Source organism: Bacteroidales bacterium (assembly GCA_016707785.1).
GTDB lineage: Bacteria > Bacteroidota > Bacteroidia > Bacteroidales > UBA4417 > UBA4417.
The window spans coordinates 1-24,118 of sequence record JADJGZ010000030.1 but is presented as its reverse complement, the minus strand read 5'-3'; the positions used below and the strand labels follow the sequence as shown (position 1 = coordinate 24,118).

Sequence of the window (24,118 nt, the reverse complement as noted above, 5' to 3'; positions counted from 1 at the left end):
GATGAAAGAAAACTTTGAAAACCTTGGATTTGAAATTGATGGTATCCTGCATCTGACAGGAAATCAGGCGCTTATTTGCCTTGTAAAAGACGCTGTAATCCTCGATGTACGCGAAGACTTTGAAATTGCCATCAAGGATTTCGGTGTAAGTGGTACATTGTGGTGCCCTTTCAGTAATTTCGATAAACTATTGTCAACATTGCCCCGGGACAAAGCAATGATTGTTGCCGATTGCGTAGGAATTCATAGTAAGGATGCTACCCGGAAGCTGCTGAATGCCGGCTTCACAAAGGTAGCCAACCTGGCCGGGGGAATTGCTGAATGGGAAAAGGATGGCCTGCCAATGAAGAAGGAAATTGAATCCATGAATGGTCAATGCCCGTGTATGATTAAATCCAGGCCTACCTCATAATGAAATCACTGATCAATTTGATCTTATAATGATAAAAACAGAATTGATTTGCTAAAAACACAAATCTTTTTGAAACGTTGAAAGTTGTAGTGACATCTTATAAATGCGATCTTTAATAATTGAAATATTATGAAAACACAATCCTTAGGCTTTTTGGGAGGTGGCAGAATCACCAAAATCTTCCTCCAGGTGATTAAAAACAACAAATCAGAGTATAAATCCATCATTGTGTACGATATTCAAGCGGATGTCATATCAAAACTAAAAGCACAATTTCCTGATATTATACTTGCCAAATCAGCTATTGAGGCTGCAAGCCAGGATATTGTTTTCATTGCACTGCATCCACCTGTTATTATGGAAATGCTTGAAGAGGTAAAGCACACATTTAAACCGGGGGCAATGGTCATATCATTGGCTCCAAAAGTCAGCCTGGCAAAAATGGCTTCCATTCTCCCCCAAATTCCAAATCTTGCCCGCCTGATTCCCAATGCAACTTCTATTGTTAATGAAGGTTATAACCCGGTAACTTTTGCAGAGACATTTACTGATTTCAAAAAGCAGGCTCTGCTCAGGATTTTACGAAGGATGGGACATACTTTCGAAGTTGCAGAGGATAAACTTGAGGGATATGCTATCCTTTCTGCAATGCTACCTACCTATTTCTGGTTTCAATGGAAGGAACTCATTGACCTGGGCTGCAAAATCGGACTTACTGAGGAGGAAAGCCTTAATTCGGTCAGGGATACGATGCTTGCCGCTATCCGGACCTATTTCTATTCAGGAATGACAGCATTGGAAGTAATGGACCTGATTCCTGTAAAACCTATTGGGGACCATGAAGAAGAGATTAAATCGATTTATAAGGAGAAACTCTTATCTCTTTTTGAGAAAATCCAACCCTAAGAAACACTAAGTAGCTTGCTTAATAATTTCTTAAAATACAATTAATCTGAAATTAATGTTTACCAGACATAGTTTCGTAATTTTACGAAATGATTTATCTATTAAGTTGGATAGGATCTTTTGGTTCAAAATTCAATCCTGGTAAAGTATGAATAAGATTAAGGTGCTTTTTGTTTGTGTTCATAATTCAGCCCGGAGCCAGATGGCTGAGGCATTTTTAAATTTGATGGGGGGCGAGCAATTTCTTGCTGAAAGCGCAGGACTGGAACCGGGGAAGTTGAACCCTCTTGTAGTAGAAGTGATGAAAGAGGTTGGAATTGACATTTCAAAGAATTCTACAAAGGGTGTTTTCGACTTTTTTAAGCAAGGCAAATACTATCAATATGTTATTGCTGTCTGTGATGAAGCCAGTGCAGAACGATGTCCAATATTTCCCGGCATGGCGAAGCGATTCAACTGGTCATTCAAGGATCCATCTTCATTTACAGGAACCGAAGAAGCAAAACTGCAACAAACCAGGATTGTCAGGGATCAAATAAAGGACGAAATTGAAAAGTTCATTCGTAATCATCATTCAATAAGTTTTTAATAATGCAACAAAAGAAAATACTTATCCTTTGCACAGGCAATAGTTGCCGCAGCCAGATGGCTCATGGTTTCCTGCAGTCCTTTGATAAAAATCTGGTCGTCCGTTCAGCAGGTACTGAAGCTTCCGGGAAATTGAATCCCAAAGCAGTTGAAGTAATGAAGGAAACAGGAATTGATATCAGTCATCATACTTCCGATTCAGTCGACTTATACCTCAACGAAGAATGGGATTATGTAATTACCGTGTGTGGAGGTGCCAACGAAACCTGTCCGGCCTTCTTTGGTAAAGTTAAAAACCGTCTCCATATTGGCTTTGATGATCCTTCCCATGTTACAGGCACTGAAGAGTTTATCCATTCAGAGTTTATTAGGGTGAGGGATGAGATAAAAACATCATTTTGGAAGTTTTATCAAATGAATTTGAAAATTGAGTAATTTACAAATTTAAAAATGCAATAAGTTTCAATACTGTAAGCGATAGATGAAATTTCTGGAGCCTAATAGGTATAGCAATATTTAGTGATTATATTTTTATTATTTCTTTTTTAATAAAGTTGTTAAAATGAAGCCGGACAAAGAAAATATTATCGTCAGCAAATCTTTGATGTTTGCTGTTGAAGTTCTTCGATTTGCTGAAAAACTTGAAACTGAGCATAAATACATAATAGCTCGCCAGATTATTAAATCGGGTACCGCAATTGGAGCAAATGTGCGCGAAGCACAAAATGCTGAAAGTAAGCAAGATTTTATTCACAAGATGAAAATTGCTGCTAAGGAAGCCGAAGAAACTGATTACTGGATGCAATTATGTAAACTTGCTCATAACTACCCTTATGATGAATCGGTCCATAATTTATTGCTGGAATTGTTAAGGATACTTTCGAAAATTCTGAGTACGTCCAAACAACAATTAAGAGATGGTCAGATTAACAATAGTATAAAGAAGTGAAAATTTCAAATGCTATATTTGTAATCATCAGAAGATACTAATTGTATGAGAGATTTTTTGAGCATTTCACTCCTAAGTCTCAATAAAAGCACTGCAAATGATCTTTTGTATCAACTTACAGACTAATTTCTAAATTACCGAATTTTTAAATTTTTAAATTATTCCCATGCCTTCACAACCCTCGTCTCAAATTCCTCGATAGATATTTGACATTATGGATCTTCCTCGCCATGTTTATTGGCGTGATGTCAGGATACTTTTTTCCAGCAATTGCTGATTTCTGGGAATCGTTGAAGTCGTCACCCGAAAGTACAACCAATATTCCTATTGCTATTGGATTGATACTTATGATGTACCCTCCATTGGCAAAAGTGAAATACGAAGAACTTGGAGATGTTTTTCGTAATTACAAGGTATTGACTCTCTCACTGATTCAGAACTGGGTTATCGGTCCGGTATTGATGTTTGCCCTGGCAGTTGTGTTTTTCAAATTGTTCCCGGGCGAAAATAATGCCAACCTGCCATATATGTATGGAATCATCATGATTGGACTGGCAAGGTGCATTGCAATGGTGATAGTCTGGAACGACCTTGCCAAAGGTGATACACAATATGCTGCCGGACTGGTTGCTTTTAATAGTATTTTCCAGGTACTATTTTTCTCAGTATATGCATATTTTTTCATTGCAGTTCTGCCTGGTTGGTTCGGAATACCTACTAATGAGGCAGTTGCTAATATCACCATTGCCCAAATTGCCGAGAGTGTCTTTATATACCTGGGAATTCCTTTTATTGCAGGTTTCCTGACACGCTATATACTTGTAAGAATAAAGGGTAAACAATGGTATCATACCCGCTTTATCCCAAAGATCAGTCCGATTACACTGATAGCACTTCTGTTTACAATCATCGTAATGTTCTCTCTCAAAGGTGAGTATATTGTAAAAATACCCTTGGATGTTGTCCTGATCGCTATCCCACTCCTTATTTACTTCCTTATAATGTTTATTGTTTCATTCTATATGAGCAGGAAAGTTAATGCAACATATGGGCAATCCGTTACCTTGTCGTTTACCGCTGCCAGCAATAACTTCGAACTTGCTATTGCTGTTGCCATTGCTATATTCGGAATGAATTCTGGAGAGGCTTTTGCGGCTGTAATTGGCCCATTGGTTGAAGTACCTGTAATGATTGCACTGGTGAACCTGGCTTTCTATTATCAGAAGAAATATTTTCTAAATAAGTAGCTATTAGTACAATTCCTGTTTGCATATCACAAACGGATTCCAGCGATGTGCCTGATTCCGGATTCAATCTTTTTAGTGGTTAAGGATTGCTTGTTTCCAGTGAGTTTTTTTTGAATAACTTAAGTTTTAGTGGGTGATAACTTTCTCAAGATGATCAAAATTGAGACTTAATTGTTAATTGTAGAAAACCAAACCCAATTATTCACTTTAACCTAAAAAACATGAAAACAACATTTCTACGATTGATGTTCACAACCCTGGTGGTTACCATTTTCAGCGCTGCAGCCGTGGCTCAATCTGAGGCTGAGTATAAGGATAAAATCTTAAAGATGAATCTTGCAATGAAGGAAGCCATGCTTTCGGGCAATGGAGATGCCAACCTTGCATTGTATGCAAAAGATGCTATCTCAATGCCTTCCTATGAGCCAATGATCGAGGGAATTGATGCCCTTCGTAAATCGAATGAAGCTATGAAAAAATCAGGAATGAAAGTGACTTCATTTGAACCAACTACCTATAAAGTTTATGTAAGTGGCAATTTCGTTACAGAAGTGGGATTCTACAAAATCAGTTTCACCTACCCTGGGATGGACAAGCCCATCGAAGATGCAGGTAAGTACCTGACCGTTTATGAAATTCAGCCGGATAAATCATTGAAAATCAAAATCGAAACCTGGAATACCGATAAAAATCCCATGGAGGAAAAATGATTCTTTGATGTTACGGTACGTATGCATTGATATAAAACATTTCCAATCTTTACAGGGTTCGCCGGCATTTTGGATTTGAGATTTGATGCATTATTGCATCGATTGATGAATCCGTTGTTTGATCCGTTTTGCCACCCATTATTTTATTCGATGTTTGTTTTCCCCTCCGTAGAGACGCCCAATTTGGGCGTCTCTACGGCAATTGGGCAAATCACCACCAAATCATACCGGAACGGGTCATTCCCCACCGAAATATATCCGAACGGGTCATTCCCCACCGAATTATATCCGAACGGGTCATTCCCCGCCGAAATATGTTCGTTTGAGACGCCCAATTTGGGCGTCTCTACGGCAATTGGGCAAATCACCCCTCAATCACCCCCATTCCCCCGAATTATACCCGAACGGGTCATTCCCCACCGAAATATGTTCGTTTGAGACGCCCAAATTGGGCGTCTCTACATTTCCAATTATGCATGATCGTTATTCATTGACGAAATAAATCATGTATCCATCAGGTTTTGTTAAATTCATCTTCATTCCAATTTTTAGGATTATTGATAATGTAATTTTTGATTCGCCAATAATCGGCATCATTTCGGATAATGTGGTCATAATATCGTGATTGCCATCCGAAACCGGTATTTATTTTCCTGGCATCGATGGTAACGGCACGTTTGAATTGGTTTAATACAACCCCAATCGTCCCGGATTTCCATTTTTGTGATGCATTAATGGTTTGTCGGCGTTTTGGATTAATTGTTGGGTTCGATGATGGATTTTCATCCGTAGAGACGCCCAATTTGGGCGTCTCTACAAATGGGCCATTTACCGCCGAATTATATTCAAATGGGTCATATTCCGCCGAATCATGCCCCAATGGGTCATATTCCGCCGAATCATTTTCAAATGGATCATTCCCCACCAAATTAAATCCGAATGAATCATTCCCAAATTGATCATTTTCGGTCATTTCATTCCATATCGATTTATGCCCCAATGGATTGTTTCCTGTTATTTCGTCCCCGGCAAAATCGTTCCCAACCAAGGTTCCATCAATCTTATCACAATTTGAGATATTATTATTTTCAATGATAAAAATACCATGAATATGATTTGGCATAATGACCATTTCATCTAATATTATATATGGAAAATGGATTGGAATGTCGTGCAAAAATTGTTGACAAATTTTTCCAATTTCTGATAAATTCATAACAGCACCTTCAATTCTGCCAAAATGGTGTTTCCTTTTACGTGTGCATATGGTAATATAATACATCGCATTGGAACCATAATCCCAATTCTGCAGACGGGTAGATTGTATACGGTATTTGTTCCGGAATTTATCCATGATACATTGTTTTTAAAATTGCTGGCCAGGCGGCCAACATAGTTTATAATTAAATATTCTATATCTAAACTGTTCTTACTTTTTTCAATTCAAGGGTTGTTTTTTAACCCTTCTGTTTCTTTTAAATTGATCCTCTTCTATTCGAGCAATTGCAGGACTATACCCGAAGCTTAAATTTATAATTGTTGAGCAAGTTTCCTATCTGATGAAATCTGCCTGTGTAGTCTTCAAGTCAATTATTATGTGCTGGACTTTCTAATCTTTTATGGAATTAGGTCCTCCTCTTTTGGGGTGAATAGAAATAATGCCTTTGTTGCTTCGCTGGTTGCAGCGAGGTTATTCAATAGCAAGAAATATTACAATTAACTTTTCTTTTTACTGGCACCTTTTCCTCCAAGAAATCCCCAGCCACCACTGCCTAATACAAAACCAAAGGCATACCAGACTCCATTATTATTTGGGGCATATACAGAAATATCATCCCTGAATAACATCATAATCAGGTCTACAGGAGCAATGATTCCATGTAATAAACCTCCCCAGAATCCATAAGTTTGGCCATGCAGACAGGCGCTTACATTTTCGGTATTGGAACAGGAAGGCAATAAAAACAAAATAACAGCAAGAAGTATGATTCCTGAATAAGAAAATAAGGCTGATTGCTTTTTCATGAAAGGTTATGGTTTAGTGATTCAGAAAAACAAAAAGTAATTTCAACTGATAAAGTTATTGAAGATTTACCTTTTCTGAACCAAAACCCCAATTTATTCCAAAAATGGCAATCAGTTTATTTGGAAGCTCAAAATTCTTTCCAAAAGATGCATTCAGGAACATTGTTTGGCCAATTTGATAGCTTATCAATCCGACGGTTCTGAACTGTGCTGACTGTGTCTCACCTTTGAAACGTCTTACAGACTCAAATCCTAACGAGAATTTATCTGTTTCAAATAGAATTTTCCCTCCTGCATCCAAAGATTGCTGCCGCGCAAGACTTCCATCTTCAGCCCGGCTATAATGGTCATCAAGATACCTCAGGGAGGCATGAAGGCTAAGGTGGCTTACTCCCTTAGCATTACCAAGCTGATTTAGAGCGATATAAGACGATAGACTGCTCCAAACACCGATTCTTCCGGTCATCCAGGTGGTATCTCCTATTCCGAAACTGGCATAGGCAGCAGAAAAATCCCATGATAAAAGTGGCTTCTGGTTGATTAAGTCGCTGATCTTCTGTGTTGTTTCCGCTGTTTTTGTTGGAACAAACTGTTGCTGTAGCTCATCAGTACGCTCCGGATGTCTCGATATCTCTGTAAATAAATCAATGTTTTCATCCATCTCACTTTGCGCCAATCGATGCCATTGTTTTAACAGTAACTGCATGCTATCGGCATAATTTCCTCTTTGGATTTTTAGAATATTTGTCCGGACGCCAAGAGAGAATATCTTGGTCTGAAAATCTAGTTCATCTGCAATCAGATCTTTATTGAAAAAACCCGTTGAGAGGGTGGTAAATTGTAATCCTGAGAATACTTTCTGAGGATGTATGTTGCCGGCTTCCGCATTCTGACGGATTCCAGCCAGTTTATAGATGCTCTTGCCACCTGGATTTATCATCCAGTATGGGGCAAATTCTGCAGAATATTCTTGTGGAAATGCTCCATTCGACTGTTGAAATGATTGGGCAATTCCTAGTACAAAAGCCTTTGGTGTTGAAGGAGTTTGTATCATGGAGGGCGCTGCATCCAAAAGGATAAAGGCCGGTGAAGATGGAACTGCCAGGTCCTGAAGGGTGATCGTGCTATTCTGGCATATGCCTGAAAAGGAGAACAGCAATAAAATGTATGTGAAAGCCTGTGGTTTCATGCAATTAAGTCTATGTGCATATATAAGTAACCTGTCTGGAATTCTGCATCTGATTTCTTTTCGGGATTTGTAAATCTCGCTTCTGCTCCTAAACCAGACTTAAGGTCATACTTTGCCGTCATCTGTTCAAATTCCTTTTTACGGGTTTCATAGTCCTTACCGATAAGATCGACTTTCGTAACTATGGTAAGCCTACGATTCCTGATATCTGCCGCTTTACCGATCAAAACCGATGGTATATCTCCGGACGCATCATGTGAAGAAGCTACTGATGTTCCCGGAGCTGAAGAAGCTACATCAACAAGAATTGCCCTTGAGGCTGCCAAACCCAGTGTTGAGATATCAACAGCTAGGGATATTGCTTCATTCCCTGTACCTACATTATATTGTTCCATTGTTGTATGAATTTAGAAAATACTATTTCATGAAGTAGTAACAACCGCTTACTAAAGATAAGCATAATTTAGAAATTGGAGTTTTTGCCAATCCAGCCCATCTCAAAGGATTTCTCAAACTTAGTCCTTGACTTATAGAGTAACAAGTTATTATAGAAATTGTGCGATTTGAAAAATTGCCCAATTCACCGGGTTGCCAATAATGTGGTGAATGTAAATGGACTTCCACATTTTGAATTCACTGTGATACATTTACCATCCATTGTTGGGATTGACGATAACATTCAAAGTAAGATGGTATTATATCCAAATCCCTGTTCTGGAATTGTAACAATTTTGAGTACCAACCATACCAAATTCGATATCGATATAACAATTGTTGATGCAAATGGAAAAACTATTATAAATCTCAGTTGTGGAGGTTCAGGATTCTATACCTTTGATCTCAGTAATAAATCAGCCAGACAATATTTGTTAAGGCAGCTACTAATGCAGGAACGAAAAATTGGAAGCTGATGCTTAAGTATTTGCGCATGAAGCGTTGTTGTTTTTTCATTCTTTTTATTTTGTTTTCTGCAGAAGTCTTTTCTCAGGATACAATGAGTTTTTCAGATCATAAATATGGATTGGACCCGGTTGTATTTAATGGAGAGAAGTATTCCTTCTACCCGGGTGCCGGAATTAAGGGGCACCAATTCATAGAGCAACCTGATTTTGTGCCAGGTGAGATCGTAATAAAAGGAAAGGTTTATGGAAATGTCCTTCTGAATTTTGACGTGTACAACCAGCTTTTGTTAATGAAATATTACGATGAATTCAATGCTGTTTGTGTCATTGAAGTTTCAAACGCCTGGCTTGATGGATTCACAATCGGAAACAGGAGATTTATTCCCTTATCAAACTCAAACACTACTTCTTTTTATGAGATCATGGGCGAAGACTGGCTTCATGTTCTTTATGCATGGACGAAACAAATTAAGATTGAGCCTGCTACTTCCAACCAGGCATTCTCTGTAATCTCAAGGACTTCTTTTCTTAAGATCAATGGGGAAATAATAGAATATAGCTCTAAAAAGCAATTTCTTTCTTCCTTTGACCCAATAACAAAGGCATTCATTCAGGATTTTCTTCATTCAAAGCATATCCGGTTTAAACATATTAGTAAACAACAAATGGAAGAATTGATCATGGGAATTGTTAAAAGTAAGAAATTGTGAAAATAGTATTGTTCATTCAACTTCTGATACTAGGTCCTTTTGTCGTTTATTCAGGACCGGACACCCTTGTTTCAATTCATTGTAAAGACGCATCATTTGCAGAATTCAGCCTTTCTATTGAACGACAGTCAGGTCTGCATATATATTATAAGGAAGATTGGGTCAAAGACCTTCGTATCACTATGAATGAAGATTTAATACTCCCATCAGTTGCTCTCAGCAAAGCATTGGCAGGTACTGAACTCAAAATTTCCAGGTGGAATGATGGATATGTGGTGTTACAAGGATCGTATTTGCCGGAGAGTCTGCCGGAATATGCATTCAATGAATTCAGGAAGAGTAAAAAGGAAGCCGGAGCCGAAAAGGTAACTCAGTCAGAAGAACGTTATCTCATCGGAAGAAATGCTGATTTTACCAGCACATTGCAAATAGGAAAGAAAAGTCAGGCTGTACCTGGGAAATTAGTTACCATTAAGGCAAGGATAACTGATGGCTCTTCTGGTGAACCAGTAATAGGAGCCACAATGTATATAGAAGAGCTTAAGAATGGATCTGTTTCTGATTTGAATGGAAGTCTTGTTATGATTATTAAACCAGGAACTTATCATGCCTCATTTTCATTTATGGGTATGCAATCAAAGAAACATTTGCTGGAAGTACATTCTTCAGGTGAATTTTCAGTTGAACTTGAAAGATCTGTTATTCAAATGAAGGAGGTAGTAGTTTTCGGGGATCAACAAATGAGCATGCAAAGGAAAGACCCCGGACTCGAAAAACTGGCCGCTAAATCCATCAGGGAAATCCCGATGTTATTAGGGAGAAAGAGATATTCTGAAAGTCTCGGAAATGTTACCAGGGATTGTTACAGTGGGGGAGGGATCCTCCGGACTTAATGTAAGAGGTGGAAACTATGATCAGAATGCCTTCTATCTGAATGGAGTTACCATTTACAACCCTTCTCATATGTTTGGCTTCTTTTCTTCGTTCAATTCTGATATCATCAAGGACTTTTCAATATATAAGGGCCATGTTCCTGTAAAATATGGAGGCCGATTAAGTTCAGTCTTCAATATTATCGCCAGACAAGGAAACAGGAAACGTTTCACTGCCCATGGTGGTGTGAGCCCTGTTGCAGCCAATCTTTCCGTTGAGGGTCCACTTAAAAAAGACACAAGTTCCTTCCTTTTCAGCATCCGTAGCCTATACTCCGACTGGTTACTGAAGAGGATTAAAGACCCTACCATCAATCAAAGCAAGGCAGGATTCAATGACATCTCTTTCTCATGGAATTATGACCTTGCAAAGAATCATTGGGCTGTTTTTGGATATCATAGCCAGGACAAGTTTCAACTGGCCGATCTAAATGTATATGAATATGCTAACAACGGGTTCTCACTTAACCTGGTCAGTAATTTTACAGCAAACCATTATGGTTCTTTTACCTTAAGTGCATCAGGTTATTCCTTCTCAACTACCGAAAAACAATGGGAAACCGAAGCCTTCAGCCATGCCTATAGCCTAATGGATTACAAGTTCAGTGCCGATTTTTCTTGGGTGCTGGGTTCAAAAAATACGGTTGAATATGGCGTTGTTGGTAATTTTCTTGCCCTGGACAAAGGAAAGCTATCACCCTATGGAAGTGAATCAATTCGAGAACCAATTGAATTTGGTAAAGAACAAGGCCTTGAAATGGCTTTATACCTTTCTGATAAGTTTGATATCTTTCCCTGGTTGAATATTGTAGCTGGAGTCAGGTTAGCAGAGTATTCAAACCTGGGCCCGGGAAATGTGTATACTTATGCTCCGGGCAGCCCTATGGATATTAGGTATATTCAGGATACTCTGGTTTTTGGCAAAAGGGAAATTATCAGTTCACAATTCCAGCCCGATATCCGGACTGCACTCAATTTTGTGACTGACAAAAACGGAAGTATCAAATTATCCTTTAACCAATTGCACCAAAATATTTTTGTTCTGAATAATACGATAGCCTTATCTCCAAATGCTCAATGGAAACTTGCGGATTACCATATTCGTCCAGCCAGGTCCAACCAATATTCAGCTGGAATATTCAGGGTATTCCCGGAAATAGGTATCGAAACAGCCTTCGAAACATATTATAAAAAGATCATTGATAATCCTGAATTTATTGATGGTGCTGATTTCATGGATAATCCTCACTCAGAAACCTTGCTGCTCCCCGGAAAACAAGATGCTTATGGCTTTGAATGCCTGGTAAAGAGAAATGGACGACGGATAGAAGGTTGGCTCTCTTATACTTATTCAAGGTCTGTTGTGCAGATAAATGGAGAAAAAGTCTGGCAAAAAATTAATAATGGTCTATCCTATCCTGCGAATTATGATATTCCACATGTAGTTAATGCCGTGATCAACTATCATATTAATCGTCGCGTAACTGCATCAACTGTTGTCAGTTATCAAACCGGGAAACCTGTTACATATCCTATCTCTGTTTATTACCAGAATGGTATCCCATATGTTGAGTATTCAGAAAGAAATGCCTACCGAATCCCTGATTATTTCAGAATGGACGTGGCATTGACAATAGAAGGAAACCTTCGGAGGCATAAGCCTTTACATAATTCATTAATACTTGGTGTTTACAACCTTACTGGCAGGCAAAATCCATATTCTGTCTACTTTGTTTCTGAAAATGGTAAAATAAGAAGTTACCAGTATTCAGTAATTGGAATCCCCATTTTTACAATAACCTGGTCGTTTAAACTCGGTAATTATGCAGCTAGTTAAAGGATTCTTACTTTGCCTGCTGATAGCAGTGGCATCATCCTGTATAAAGCAGTATTATCCTGAGCTTGATAGTCAGGCATTAAACAAGTATGTCGTTTCCGGTCGTATCACTAATCAGCCTGGCTGGCAAGAAATTACCATTTCACGCTCCTCTCCGGTTGAATTATCTGAGTTTATCCCGGTTTCAGGCTGTAAAGTGAATATCATTGATGATGAAGGTGGCAGTTTTTCACTGAATGAGACTTCTGATGGGGCCTATAAGATTTGGTTGGAACAGGGGCAGGTCGTAACTGGCCGTTCTTATCGCCTGGATTTATATACTCCTGATAGCATGCATATTGTCTCTGAGTTCGACAAAATGCTGAACGGCCCCCCCATGGATACAGCCTATTATATTGTTGAAGAAATTCCTGGTGATGAATCCCTTGCTCAAAAATATGGCGCACAGTTTTATCTGGATTTGTCAGGTGAAGGCTATGACAGCAGATTTTATAAATGGGAGATTACTGAGACCTGGGAATACAAATCTGCCCGCCCTGCCGAAAATTATTATGACGGACAGTGGCATAAGATCTATCCCCCGGATTATTCGCGAAATATCTGCTGGGCAACTATACCTCTGAAGGATATCTATACACTTTCTACCACAAATCTCGTCAGAAATGAATATAAGCAATTACCCCTTCACATGGTGAATGGCTATTCAACTACAAGACTCGGTATTCTGTATAGCATGATGGTGAAACAATTCACCCTGACTGAATCAGCTTACAACTACTGGGATAAGCTCAAATCCAATAGCTCCGGACAAGGGGGATTGTACGATAAACAACCGGTATTGCTCAAAGGGAATATTCACAATGTTACAGATCCGGATATGGAAGTATTAGGGTTTTTCTATTCAGCCGCTGAATCAGGAAAACGATTCTTTTTTAAGGATATTCCGGGAATTAATCTTGAATTCAGTAATAAGTGCATTGAATCCTCTCTGCCGATAAGAGGCTGGACAGAATTATTGATTTTCGGAGAGCCGGTTTATTATTATTACAATGAAGAAGGAGCACTTCGCATACTGAGTTTTGAGTGTGTTGATTGCAGACGCATGGGAGGCAGACTGGAGAAACCTGAATTTTGGCCCTATTGACGATGGAAAATAAAACAATAAGGAATTTCATCCTATTCATATTTACATTATTCCCGGCTTTTTCGCTGATGTCACAATCGATTGAAGAAGGGGAGCAGGATTGGGCTGTTTGGACCGACCGGACTTTTTATATATCCGGAGAGAAAATTCAATTCACGGCAATCTCAAAGCAACCAGTCAAGAGCTCAGATAATGAATCAGATAAAGTGTTGTATTGTGAACTGTTAAGTGCTGAAGGTGCTCAAATGGTGGGAGGAAAGTTCCCGGTTAAACAAGGAAGAGTTACTGGAAGCCTTACAATTCCCGAAAAAACATTTTCAGGCTACTATCTGCTTAGTTTCTATACCAAGAGAATGAGAATCGGGACATCTGCTGTGTTTCCGGGAATTCGATTAAAGATCCTTCATCCTGAGATTGTTGATGTTTTGACAGTTGAAGCAAATATCCCTCAGACTGATAGCTTGTCGAAGTTGAAGTTACCTCAGGAACAGTCCCAATATGTTTCAGTCAGCACAGAACACGCTGTTTATCAACCTGACGACTCAATCAGAATTAAGGTTTCATTCACTGGCAAGGTTAAACCTGACTTCCTTAATCTCTCCATTGTGCCTGAATTCTCCTATCAGCCACAGCATAAAGTAATTCAAAAACTCTATTTTACAGATTCTGTGCGTAACCTCCTACCTGATACAAGAGGTGTATCCATCTCCGGGGTAATCATTGATAAGCTTACTAAGCAACCCATACAGGGGATCAGGGTAAGTGCTACCATCATTGGAGAGAAGGATGTAATGGCAAGAAAAACAGATGAATCGGGGTTTTTCTGCTTTGCCTTACCGGATCGTTATGGCTTAAAAGATTTATTCCTTTGTACCGAAAAGAGGGAGGGTAAACAGCCGGAAATCTTTATTGACAATGATTTTAGCCCTGGAAAAAGAAGGTTGCCTGTTGGAGAACTTCGCCTTGATAGCGCCGAATCAGTCCTGGCATTAAACCTGATCCGAAATTATAAAATTTCTAATCAGTATTATCCTGATACTGCAATGAACCCTGTTACAAATAGTTTTGCAGGTATTCCTTTCTATGGCTCTAAATCTGAAAAGCTGATCATGGAATCCTATATAGAACTGCCCACTGTGGAGGATTATTTCAGGGAAATCCCGGTGATGATGAATGTGAGAAAGTCTGAGGGTAAAAAAGTTTTCAGGTTCATTAACACGAAGCCGGAGATGTCCATTTATGAACCTATGGTGCTCATCGACTGGGTCATGGTAGATGATATTGAAAGCCTGCTCGCAATTTCCCCTTCAGTGATTGATAGGGTGGAACTGGTAAACGATATCTATATAAAGGGAGATATTATTTATGGAGGAATTATCTCATTTATATCAAAAAAGAATGACTTCGCAGGTATCAAATTACCACCCAATGGAAAATTTATCAACTACCAATTTTTCACAGAATTGGGTAAAAAGGAATTGGATCTTTCTCGAAATATGCATCTGCCTGACTCTAGAAATACGCTGCTATGGATACCTCAGATATCTTATAATGAGGGTATTGAAACCATTCTCCGAACAAAAGCACCCGCTTCATCCGGCAAATACCTGATCCTGGTCAGAGGGATTGGAGCTGACATGAAAGAATTTGAAATTTCTTCAAGCCTCGAGATTATTGCAAAATAGAAAACCTTCATGCCAGGGTCTCCTCAATTCTAGTTTGAGCCAGGAAAAAACAAAGAAGCATCTTGTTTTGAAAATTTTGTGCCTCTACCGGGTCTTCTCTTTAAACACTTTTCTGATTTTTTCCACCTTTGGTTCAATCACAAATTTGCAATAGGGAGCACTTCCATTGGTATTGTAATAATCCATGTGGTAATCTTCTGCTTTGTAAAATATTGTCAACGGACTAATCTCTGTAACCACCGGGTTAGGATAAGCCTTTTCCTCATTCAACTTCTTTTTATAGGTTTCAGCCAGTTGTTTCTGCGATTCATTGTGATAAAAAACAGCCGATCTGTACTGAGTGCCCTGGTCTGCACCCTGCCTGTTCAAAGTGGTGGGGTCATGAGCCGTCCAGAATACTTCCAATAGCTCTGAGAAACTAATGATGTTGGTATCATATACAATCTGGGATACCTCCGCATGACCAGTGAGGCCTGTGCAGACTTCCCTGTATGCAGGATTTTTGACATTCCCGCCTGTGTAGCCTGACGTTACAGAAACAACTCCCTTTAACTGTTGGAAGACAGCTTCTGTACACCAGAAACATCCCATCCCAAAAGTAGCTGTGTCATTTCCTGCTTCTGCAGTTATACTTTGTTCATTTGTCATAATCTTCTTATCTACTTGGTTGCATCCGGCTAATAAAGGGATAAAAAATAGCAGGGTAATGATAATTCTTTGTGTCGCGAACATCCTTGAGTCTTTTATATAAAACAAAGTTAAACTGATCTGGTTCATCACCGGAAGAGTGTTTCAATGCACATAGTCGTTCCCTCTGCGATTTTAAAACTGAGAATAACAAGCCTTCTGTTTTCCAGCCTTTTCCCTTGTTCATTGCTTAATTAATTATATCTTTGCACCCTTCATTCTGCAAGATGAATTTGTAAGTTATCTTGTTGAAAATTAATAGTTTCTTTAAGGAAAATCAAACTTAAGCATTAATGGAAATAACAAAAGAAAGTACCGGAGAATTGACTAGTACGGTTAAGATTGCTGTTAGCCCGGCAGAGTATAACGAAAGTGTGAATAAAGTATTGAAGGAATACCAACGAAAAGCCAATGTTCCTGGGTTCAGGCCTGGTCATGTTCCTTTTGGAATGATTAAAAAGATGTACGGTAGCGCTGTATTTGCTGATGAAGTGAATAAACTGGTATCCGATGCACTGTCAAAATACATTGCTGACGAAAAACTGGATGTTTTGGGTCAGCCTTTGCCTAATATGGAACTTACCCAGACTTTCGACTGGCAGGATGGGAAAGAGATATCTTTCTACTTCGACCTGGCATTTGCTCCTGAATTTAATTTGGTATTGGACGAAACAGTCAGTATCGACTATCACAAGATTATTGTAAATGACGATTTACTCGATAAATATATCACCGATTTGCGGCAGCGCTATGGTTCCATGGGTACTGCTGAGGTAGCCGGTGAAAAAGATGTACTTAGTGGCGAGTTTGTTCAATTGGACGAGGCCGGAAATATACTGGAGAATGGTATCTTCCACACATCAAAGATGATGATTGATACCATAAGGGATGAAGAAACGAAAAAAGCATTTATCGGCGCAAAAACCGGAGACATATTAGTATTCAATCCACTAAAAGCTCTTGAAAATACCACCGAAATTGCAACCATGCTTGCTATCCAGAAAGAAGAAGCAGAAAATCTTCATTCTGATTTCAGGTTTACAGTCGGAGAAATCAGTACCATGATACCTGCCGAACTCACTGATGCATTTTATGCACAGGTATTCCCTGATGCCGGAATCACTTCTGAAGAAGATTTCAGGAATAAACTTCGTGCTGAATCAGAGAACTCATTTGTGGGTGATAGTGACCATTATTTCATGCATATCGTTCAGGATAAGCTGATGGAGATGGCTCCAATGAGTCTGCCGGATGATTTTCTCAAACGTTGGTTGCTTGAAAGTAACGAAGGTAAAATTACCCAGGAAGATATTGATAAAGACTACGATAAGTATTCTAAATCAATGAAATGGCAGCTTATTGAAAACAGGATTATCAAAGAGAATAATATAGAAGTGGAAGATGAGCAGATCAAAGGTTTTGTGAAAGATCGCTATCTCCCGGGTTGGAGGACGATGCCTCTCACTGAGGATCTTGAAAAACGACTTGATACTCTTGCCGATTCATTCCTTGAAACCAGGCATGATGAAGTGAGAAGGATAATTGATAGTCTTTTCGAAGTAAAAATTGCAGCTTTGATCAAATCGAAGGTCAAACTCGTCGAAAAGGAAATCAGCTACGATGATTTTGTTAAGCTGGATGCTGAACGGCATTAAGAACCTTTTGCATCCTGAATTGTTTCAACTCTAAAAATTGGTTCATACAATTCTGAATAATCGGTGTTACCTTTTGTAACTTTTAGCTATTAATTGTTGCATCAATAGGATATAACACCGATTAACAGTTTTGATTATAGAACCTGGTAAAGGTTATAAATCAAATATTTTAAGCTAATGGACGAATTCCGGAAATATGCTGTACGCCATAGAGGTATCAGCAGTATGACACTAAACAGGTATACATCCGCTCAGAATAACTATATCTCTCCAACTATTATTGAAGAGAGGCAACTGAATATTGCCACAATGGATGTATTCTCACGACTGATGATGGACCGTATCATTTTCCTTGGTGTACCCATCGATGACTACGTTGCCAATATTATACAAGCCCAGTTACTTTTCCTTGAATCTGTAGATTCAAAACGTGATATACAGATTTATCTCAATACCCCAGGTGGTTCGGTTTATGCCGGGCTGGGGATTTATGATACTATGCAGTATATCGCACCGGATGTAGCTACAATTTGTACAGGTATGGCTGCCAGCATGGGAGCTGTGCTATTATGTGCAGGCCAGAAAGGAAAACGTACCGCTCTGAAACATTCAAGGATTCTGATACACCAACCTATGGGGGGTGCTGAAGGACAAGCCTCAGATATTGAAATAACAACCCGTGAAATCCTTAAACTGAAGAAGGAACTTTATGAAATCATTGCCCTTCATTCCGGTCAATCCATTAAACGTATTGAAAAGGACGGAGATCGCGACTACTGGATGACTTCAGAAGAAGCTAAGGAATACGGAATGATAGATGAAGTGCTTTTCAGGGAAGTACAATAATCCTGTTATTGACAAGTAATGCAATTCAGGATTGATTTGAATTGAAATTTTATGTAAATTTAGCATACCCTGGAGTTCTCATACATGACAAATCTGCTGGTGAGCTTATTATTAATGAACCTACAGATGAAAATTACTGACCTATGACCAAGAAAGAAGAACGTTGTTCATTTTGTGGTAGACTGAAACATGATACCAATATCCTCATCGCCGGACTTGAAGCCCATATCTGCGACTATTGCGTGGACCAGGCCAGGGAGATCATGAAGGAGGAATTGACTCATACAGTTCAGCGTGACCAAAAACACTTCGAAACTCCTAAACCCCAGGAAATTAAAAATTACCTGGATGGTTACGTTATAGGCCAGGACGATGCCAAGAGAATCCTGTCCGTTGCGGTTTATAACCATTATAAACGTATCAATCAGGCTACAGTGAAGAGCAAGGATGAAGTGGAGATAGAAAAATCCAACATCATCCTCGTAGGCGAAACAGGAACAGGTAAAACACTCCTTGCCCGCACAATTGCACGTATGCTGCATGTTCCTTTCTGCATTGCTGATGCTACGGTACTTACTGAAGCCGGTTATGTTGGCGAAGATGTTGAAAGCATTCTTACCAGGTTGTTGCAGGCGGCAGACTATAATGTTGCAGCAGCAGAAAAAGGCATTGTATTCATAGATGAAATTGATAAAATTTCCAGGAAAAGCGATAATCCTTCCATAACACGCGATGTGTCCGGGGAAGGTGTCCAGCAGGCATTACTCAAACTCCTTGAAGGCGCCGAAGTGAATGTCCCTCCACAAGGAGGCAGGAAACACCCGGAACAGAAAATGATACAGGTGAATACCAAGAATATCCTGTTTATTACCGGTGGTGCTTTTGATGGTATCGACAAGAAAATTGCAGCCCGTATGCAAACCTCCGTCATTGGCTACTCCCTCGATCGGGAAAAAGACCTGGTGGACAAAAATAACCTGCTTCAGTATGTCGCCCCGCAGGATCTCAAGAGTTATGGTCTCATCCCTGAGCTGGTTGGACGTTTTCCAGTGGTTACCTACCTGAACCCGTTAAGCCGTGAAGTGCTGATCAGGATCCTGACAGAACCTAAGAATGCGCTCATCAAACAGTTCACCCGCTTATTTGAAATGGATGATGTAAAGCTTATTTTCAGTGATGAAGCCTATGAATTCATCGTCGACAAGGCTATTGAATTCAGAACCGGCGCCCGTGGGCTTCGTTCTATCCTGGAAGCAATCCTTACAGATGCCATGTTCGAAATTCCATCGGCTACAAAACATGCTGACCTGGTGATTACCCGGAGCTATGCTGTTGAAAAACTTGGTAAAACCAATGTTGCCAGGCTGAAAGTTGCCTGATCATTCTACTGTTACTCATTTTCAAACTTTTTTTCACTCTACCCAATAAAACATCCCGTTTTGTTGTTATTATATTGGCACAATATTTGACCAATGAGCAGAAAAAGTTTTGCTTTGAGATCCCTGGTTATTTCTTTACTGATCTTTATCCCTGGTCTGCTGTTTTCCCAGATCATTAACCCACACGATGAGCAGGGGTATCATTGCTCCGCTATTATTGTCGATGGAGATACACTTCCCATCATGTACCTCGATCAGGTCTATGTCTGGGGTACTAAATCCTTTAAAAACTCCGCTGAAGCCCGCAAATGGGATCGCCTTGTTAGAAATGTCAAGGTAGCTTATCCTTATGCCAGGTTAGCAGGAATCAAATTCGACGAATACAATAAAAAAATTGAGTCGGTAAATCAGAGAAGGAGCGTAAAAAAAATGATGAAACAAGCTGAAGATGAATTACAGGCTCAGTTTGGTGCTGAACTCAAAGAACTGACTTTCACCCAGGGAAAAATTCTACTGAAACTTATCGACCGTCAAACCACCAACAGCTCTTATGATATCGTCAAAGAGTTCAGGGGGCGATTTATGGCCTTCTTCTGGCAGGGCATTGGGAAAGTCTTCGGTTACAATCTCAAGACTAAGTATGACCCTTTGCATGAAGATGCTGATATTGAACGTATCGTCCTTATGATTGAAAATGGTACTATCTAGATTTTATTAATGAAAACTGTTTTTATTATTTTTGGCTTTCAGCCCTTGGACTTTAACCATATTAACCTTTATGCCCAAAAAGAAATTAAATATCTTTTAGTGTAATTCAGATTTCCAGAAAGTAAAACTGGATTTCGATTAACGATTTTCATCGATAATGCTAAAAATCGACAGCCTGCTGCAAACATCGGCATTCAAAGCATTCAGAATCATTTCGCATTGCGATTCGGTTGGCGATCATAGCTATAATGATAAGCTTTCCATGCAGCGCGCACAAAGTGTAAAAGATTACCTGGTAGCTGGAAAGATAACTGATTCGCTTATCAGCTTTAAGGCTATGGGCAAAAGATCCCCTTTAAATACGAATGCCACTGATGAGTCACGTGCTTTGAACAGATGTGTTGAACTTTATGCAACTCCTGTCAAAAAACTTTCAGCAACAAAACCTGCAAATGACAGTGTTTATAAAATCGATAAAGCAGATATTGGATCGGCTTTACGGCTGGAAAACATAAATTTTGTGGGTGGGAAACATAAACTTTTACCTGGATCTATTCCAACACTTCAGAAGTTGCTTAAGACAATGAAACAGTATCCCACTCTGGTCATCGAAATCCAGGGTTATATCTGCTGTGAAGAACCAGGACTCGACGGTATTGATTCTGATACCCAAACCCGTGACCTGTCAGTGAATCGGGCCAAAGTAGTATATGATTATCTGATAGAGTATGGCATCTCTCCTGCAAGGATGACTTATAAAGGATTTGGTGCTAATAACAAATTAGTTGCAGAGTTTACCGAAGCCGACAGATCAATAAACAGGAGAGTCGAGATTAAGATAATCAGTAAATAATATGAGGTAGATAAACCTGCAAAAGTGTAAAGGGTTCTTATCGGTTGTTCAAATAATATTTTAGATTCAAAGCTATCATTGGAAAAATTTTAGCCCCTCCACAGGTTTCCATATAGCCCATACCGGGTATATAATGGCTATATCCGTACAAATCGTTGTATTTCTTTGATGGAAAAGAAATCCGGGCCGCAATCTCTGTTTGTAGTAGTTTACATATATTGAAATTATAGCCAAGTTCACCTGAGAAGCCAATAATATAAATCAAATGCTCGAAACTTGCTATCGGGGGATCAAATGCTTCCGGATCATCATATTCTGTCTTTTCGTGAACAAGTGATTGAGAGAGGTACCCGCCTAAAAAGAAATAGTTGTAATCATTGAGAACTTTTCTGAGATTATACCTAATCCCGGTTTGTAAAAATGTACCAGATTGATTCGTCAATGAATAACCATTGTTTCCGCACTTAAAGTGAGGTGACAGCAAGAATCCGGTTAAATCAAAGGATTTTACATAGTTTAGAGTATAACCAGCATTTACTATTACTGAATACCTGGGTTTAATATCCCAATGATAATTTAATTCGAGGGTAGTTGCAGGAATCTGTAATAAATTGATTCCGATCTCCTGAACTGTTTTGTTTTGGCTTTGTCCACTGAGGTTATAGCTTAGAAGAGTGATTACCAACAATAAAAAATGGAAGGTCTTACCATATTTGTCTCTTTATTTGAGCATTTTTCAGACATAATATGTTTTTATCTTTGAATTACAAGGAATCTGCACATCACGGGCTTAGACATATTATAATCTGATCTTGATATTTATTATGATATTAATTAATAATTGCCCTATTCATTTATTTCTTTCCTAATCTGTAACCCAATGAAATAGAAAATCCCCTGTTATTTACATTCCTGCCTCCCCCGGTATACGATGAGATATTAGCAAGGCCATAGCTATAATAAACTCCAATTTGAAATGTTTTCATTTCCATTCCCAAACCTGCACTTAATCCAAAATCGAACCTTTTATAATCATCATTTGCAGCATCTGATCCCCAGTTAATCTCACGGGTGTCAGATCTTGGTGTTCCTCTGAAATCGTATTCTGATTTTTCTTTGCCAAATAAACCGAACCCCATATAAGGACCTAGAGTGCCATATATACCTGTTGACCCCAGATCAATCAGCGTTTTAAAATTAAGAGGCAGATCCAGGTAGTACGAGTTCACATTTCGTTTATAATCACTCATATCCAATGCAGGGCCTTGTTCTAAAATTGTTTGTAACCCTTGGTTGAAATGGCAAACCCTGTTTCAACGGAAAGATCCTCGGTTATCGGAATATCAGTAGTTACTTCCAAATTAAATCCTGGTTTCCACTTAATGCCATCAATATAAGACTGGTAGATACCTTGAAGTGCTGGCTTGATAGATTCAATCCTGTTTTAACAGTATACGCTGGGGAAAGGATTCCACATTCATTAATATGGCAATGATTGCAATCCATAGGTGAGAATAATTTTTCTTCATAAGAGAATTGCCTTTAAATCATCAGTTTATTATTCTTTCTGAAGCACAAGTTTTCCTGTTGTAATCAGTTTGTCATTAATTGTCAGCCTGTAATTGTATATCCCTTCAGTAAAACCCGACAAACTAATCGTTGAATTGTTTTCTATTATCTTACTGAAAAGGCCTTGTCCTTTCATATCGAAAATTTCAAGAGTAGCATTTGCTTGAGCACTTGGATTAGGGAATGCCATACCTGGCATCTTTTCAGGTTCTGCAAAGCCTGAAAGAATGATTTCGGAATAGTAGAGTTTCATGTTTCCAATATATTCCCAGGTCAATTCATAATAGGCATGGGCTGATAGTTGAGTGAGCATATGGTTGAAGTATGCATCATTATGTTCGAACAACTCAGGTACCACTAATTCAGCAAACCCATATTGTGAATTATAAGTGTTGTCTTCTTTCCATGTTTGAGCCCATTCTTCAGTAAAATAGTCCCAATCGAAGTAGGAATGAAGGATTAAATCACCATTTACACTGTATGAAAACAATTCTTTATTACTCTCGTACCATTCTTCCAGGTCAGCATCCCAAAACCGACTGATAATTGTTTCAGGCCTCTGATCATCATTATAGGTATGATCGTATCTGGTTAAGGTTGACCCATACTTCGGAAATGGGTTCCCAATAATATGATGTACTTTCAACCAGGTTCTGATCCTCATTAAACATATATTTCATTTTAAAGATCATTTCCCAGTCTGAAATAGTACTATTCCAGTTGTAACGGATAGAGACCTGTTCTGATGACAGATAGGTGTATTCATCCTTATAATCCAGTTTCCATGAATTTGTAAACTCTTCCCATTGATAGGACATCAGTAAAATAACCTGGTTGGATGGTGAATAGGAATAAACCTCCCTGGAACTTAATTGCCATATTTCCGATTCTTCATTCCAATATGAATAAATCTCCTGGATACAGTTTTCTGATTCATCATATGCATATTCATCTTTATAGCTTTCTACCCACCGACTTTCAGTGATGTCCCATTCATATTCAATATAGGTGCTCAATAAGCCTGTGCCTGAATAATAGAATTCATCCTTAAAGGTTTTTTCAATTTGTCCGGTCTCTTCACTTTCTTCTTCAACCACAAGGCTATCCAATTTCTGGAATGAAGTGTAGGCTCCTTTCAATTTCTTGTTATTTGTTAAATGAGAAGCTAAATATGGTTTGATCTCT

The 24,118-nt window shown here is 38.9% G+C and carries 27 protein-coding genes; 18 read left to right on the top strand and 9 right to left on the bottom strand.

The features are described from left to right. Position 1: 1 nt before the first annotated feature. From IPH84_15220 to IPH84_15190, 7 genes are all read left to right on the top strand, one after another. Positions 2–412: a rhodanese-like domain-containing protein gene (locus IPH84_15220; GenBank protein ID MBK7174543.1), complete on the top strand. Its 411-nt coding sequence runs from the start codon at positions 2–4 to the stop codon at positions 410–412. A gap of 129 nt (positions 413–541) precedes the next feature. Next, positions 542–1,318 (top strand): NAD(P)-binding domain-containing protein, encoded by a 777-nt coding sequence (locus tag IPH84_15215; GenBank protein ID MBK7174542.1) that lies wholly within the window; start codon positions 542–544, stop codon positions 1,316–1,318. Between the two features lie 148 nt (positions 1,319–1,466). Then, complete coding sequence (locus IPH84_15210; protein ID MBK7174541.1) at positions 1,467–1,907, top strand: arsenate reductase ArsC; 441 nt, start codon at positions 1,467–1,469, stop codon at positions 1,905–1,907. A gap of 2 nt (positions 1,908–1,909) precedes the next feature. Beyond that, positions 1,910–2,341, top strand: coding sequence for an arsenate reductase ArsC (locus IPH84_15205; GenBank protein ID MBK7174540.1), 432 nt, complete (start codon positions 1,910–1,912; stop codon positions 2,339–2,341). A 127-nt stretch (positions 2,342–2,468) separates the two neighbouring features. Continuing rightward, a complete protein-coding gene (locus IPH84_15200; protein ID MBK7174539.1) occupies positions 2,469–2,855 on the top strand; it encodes a four helix bundle protein in 387 nt (128 codons plus the stop codon). 230 nt (positions 2,856–3,085) lie between these two features. Further along, positions 3,086–4,102: an ACR3 family arsenite efflux transporter gene (gene arsB, locus IPH84_15195; GenBank protein MBK7174538.1), complete on the top strand. Its 1,017-nt coding sequence runs from the start codon at positions 3,086–3,088 to the stop codon at positions 4,100–4,102. A 221-nt stretch (positions 4,103–4,323) separates the two neighbouring features. Then, entirely contained in the window at positions 4,324–4,812 is a 489-nt protein-coding gene (locus tag IPH84_15190) for a DUF4440 domain-containing protein (GenBank protein MBK7174537.1), read from the top strand. Between the two features lie 514 nt (positions 4,813–5,326). Here IPH84_15190 and IPH84_15185 read toward each other — a convergent pair. The 4 genes from IPH84_15185 to IPH84_15170 form a co-directional block, all read right to left on the bottom strand. Further along, positions 5,327–6,166, bottom strand: coding sequence for a hypothetical protein (locus tag IPH84_15185; GenBank protein ID MBK7174536.1), 840 nt, complete (start codon positions 6,164–6,166; stop codon positions 5,327–5,329). A 362-nt stretch (positions 6,167–6,528) separates the two neighbouring features. Further along, complete coding sequence (locus IPH84_15180) at positions 6,529–6,837, bottom strand: hypothetical protein (protein ID MBK7174535.1); 309 nt, start codon at positions 6,835–6,837, stop codon at positions 6,529–6,531. Positions 6,838–6,892: 55 nt separating this feature from the next. After that, positions 6,893–8,026: a hypothetical protein gene (locus tag IPH84_15175; GenBank protein MBK7174534.1), complete on the bottom strand. Its 1,134-nt coding sequence runs from the start codon at positions 8,024–8,026 to the stop codon at positions 6,893–6,895. Continuing rightward, the gene (locus IPH84_15170; GenBank protein MBK7174533.1) at positions 8,023–8,421 is read right to left on the bottom strand and encodes a hypothetical protein; all 399 of its coding nucleotides are present in this window, start codon (positions 8,419–8,421) and stop codon (positions 8,023–8,025) included. The genes IPH84_15175 and IPH84_15170 overlap by 4 nt, the downstream gene beginning before the upstream one ends. 168 nt (positions 8,422–8,589) lie before the next feature. Between IPH84_15170 and IPH84_15165 the strand changes: the two genes are divergently transcribed. The 6 genes from IPH84_15165 (at position 8,590) to IPH84_15140 (ending at position 15,236) form a co-directional block, all read left to right on the top strand. Beyond that, entirely contained in the window at positions 8,590–8,937 is a 348-nt protein-coding gene (locus IPH84_15165) for a hypothetical protein (GenBank protein ID MBK7174532.1), read from the top strand. Between the two features lie 83 nt (positions 8,938–9,020). Then, positions 9,021–9,638: a hypothetical protein gene (locus IPH84_15160; GenBank protein MBK7174531.1), complete on the top strand. Its 618-nt coding sequence runs from the start codon at positions 9,021–9,023 to the stop codon at positions 9,636–9,638. Continuing rightward, entirely contained in the window at positions 9,635–10,531 is an 897-nt protein-coding gene (locus tag IPH84_15155) for a carboxypeptidase-like regulatory domain-containing protein (GenBank protein MBK7174530.1), read from the top strand. Before IPH84_15160 ends, IPH84_15155 begins: the two co-directional genes overlap by 4 nt. Beyond that, complete coding sequence (locus IPH84_15150; GenBank protein ID MBK7174529.1) at positions 10,485–12,407, top strand: TonB-dependent receptor plug domain-containing protein; 1,923 nt, start codon at positions 10,485–10,487, stop codon at positions 12,405–12,407. The genes IPH84_15155 and IPH84_15150 overlap by 47 nt, the downstream gene beginning before the upstream one ends. Then, positions 12,394–13,551, top strand: a complete 1,158-nt coding sequence (locus IPH84_15145) for a DUF4249 domain-containing protein (GenBank protein ID MBK7174528.1) — start codon at positions 12,394–12,396, stop codon at positions 13,549–13,551. The genes IPH84_15150 and IPH84_15145 overlap by 14 nt, the downstream gene beginning before the upstream one ends. Before the next feature lie 68 nt (positions 13,552–13,619). Continuing rightward, positions 13,620–15,236, top strand: a complete 1,617-nt coding sequence (locus IPH84_15140; protein ID MBK7174527.1) for a hypothetical protein — start codon at positions 13,620–13,622, stop codon at positions 15,234–15,236. An 84-nt stretch (positions 15,237–15,320) separates the two neighbouring features. On the opposite strand, the gene msrA is transcribed toward IPH84_15140, so the two are convergent. Beyond that, positions 15,321–15,968, bottom strand: coding sequence for a peptide-methionine (S)-S-oxide reductase MsrA (gene msrA / locus IPH84_15135; protein ID MBK7174526.1), 648 nt, complete (start codon positions 15,966–15,968; stop codon positions 15,321–15,323). 248 nt (positions 15,969–16,216) lie between these two features. Here msrA and tig point away from each other — a divergent pair, with 248 nt between their 5' ends. The 5 genes from tig (at position 16,217) to IPH84_15110 (ending at position 21,364) form a co-directional block, all read left to right on the top strand. After that, positions 16,217–17,578: a trigger factor gene (gene tig / locus IPH84_15130; GenBank protein ID MBK7174525.1), complete on the top strand. Its 1,362-nt coding sequence runs from the start codon at positions 16,217–16,219 to the stop codon at positions 17,576–17,578. A gap of 177 nt (positions 17,579–17,755) precedes the next feature. Further along, positions 17,756–18,424, top strand: a complete 669-nt coding sequence (clpP, locus tag IPH84_15125) for an ATP-dependent Clp endopeptidase proteolytic subunit ClpP (protein ID MBK7174524.1) — start codon at positions 17,756–17,758, stop codon at positions 18,422–18,424. Between the two features lie 143 nt (positions 18,425–18,567). Then, entirely contained in the window at positions 18,568–19,803 is a 1,236-nt protein-coding gene (gene clpX / locus IPH84_15120; protein MBK7174523.1) for an ATP-dependent Clp protease ATP-binding subunit ClpX, read from the top strand. A gap of 93 nt (positions 19,804–19,896) precedes the next feature. Then, on the top strand, positions 19,897–20,511 hold the full coding sequence (locus tag IPH84_15115; GenBank protein MBK7174522.1) for a DUF4294 domain-containing protein: 615 nt from the start codon (positions 19,897–19,899) through the stop codon (positions 20,509–20,511). Positions 20,512–20,668: 157 nt separating this feature from the next. Continuing rightward, positions 20,669–21,364 (top strand): OmpA family protein, encoded by a 696-nt coding sequence (locus IPH84_15110; GenBank protein MBK7174521.1) that lies wholly within the window; start codon positions 20,669–20,671, stop codon positions 21,362–21,364. Positions 21,365–21,401: 37 nt separating this feature from the next. Here IPH84_15110 and IPH84_15105 read toward each other — a convergent pair whose 3' ends face one another. The 4 genes from IPH84_15105 to IPH84_15090 all read right to left on the bottom strand — a co-directional run bounded on the left by IPH84_15105 (position 21,402) and on the right by IPH84_15090 (position 24,072). Next, positions 21,402–22,049, bottom strand: coding sequence for a hypothetical protein (locus IPH84_15105; protein ID MBK7174520.1), 648 nt, complete (start codon positions 22,047–22,049; stop codon positions 21,402–21,404). Between the two features lie 169 nt (positions 22,050–22,218). After that, a complete protein-coding gene (locus tag IPH84_15100) occupies positions 22,219–22,614 on the bottom strand; it encodes an outer membrane beta-barrel protein (GenBank protein MBK7174519.1) in 396 nt (131 codons plus the stop codon). Positions 22,615–22,922: 308 nt separating this feature from the next. Next, the gene (locus IPH84_15095) at positions 22,923–23,597 is read right to left on the bottom strand and encodes a T9SS type A sorting domain-containing protein (GenBank protein MBK7174518.1); all 675 of its coding nucleotides are present in this window, start codon (positions 23,595–23,597) and stop codon (positions 22,923–22,925) included. After that, entirely contained in the window at positions 23,503–24,072 is a 570-nt protein-coding gene (locus IPH84_15090; GenBank protein MBK7174517.1) for a hypothetical protein, read from the bottom strand. Before IPH84_15090 ends, IPH84_15095 begins: the two co-directional genes overlap by 95 nt. Positions 24,073–24,118 lie beyond the last annotated feature (46 nt).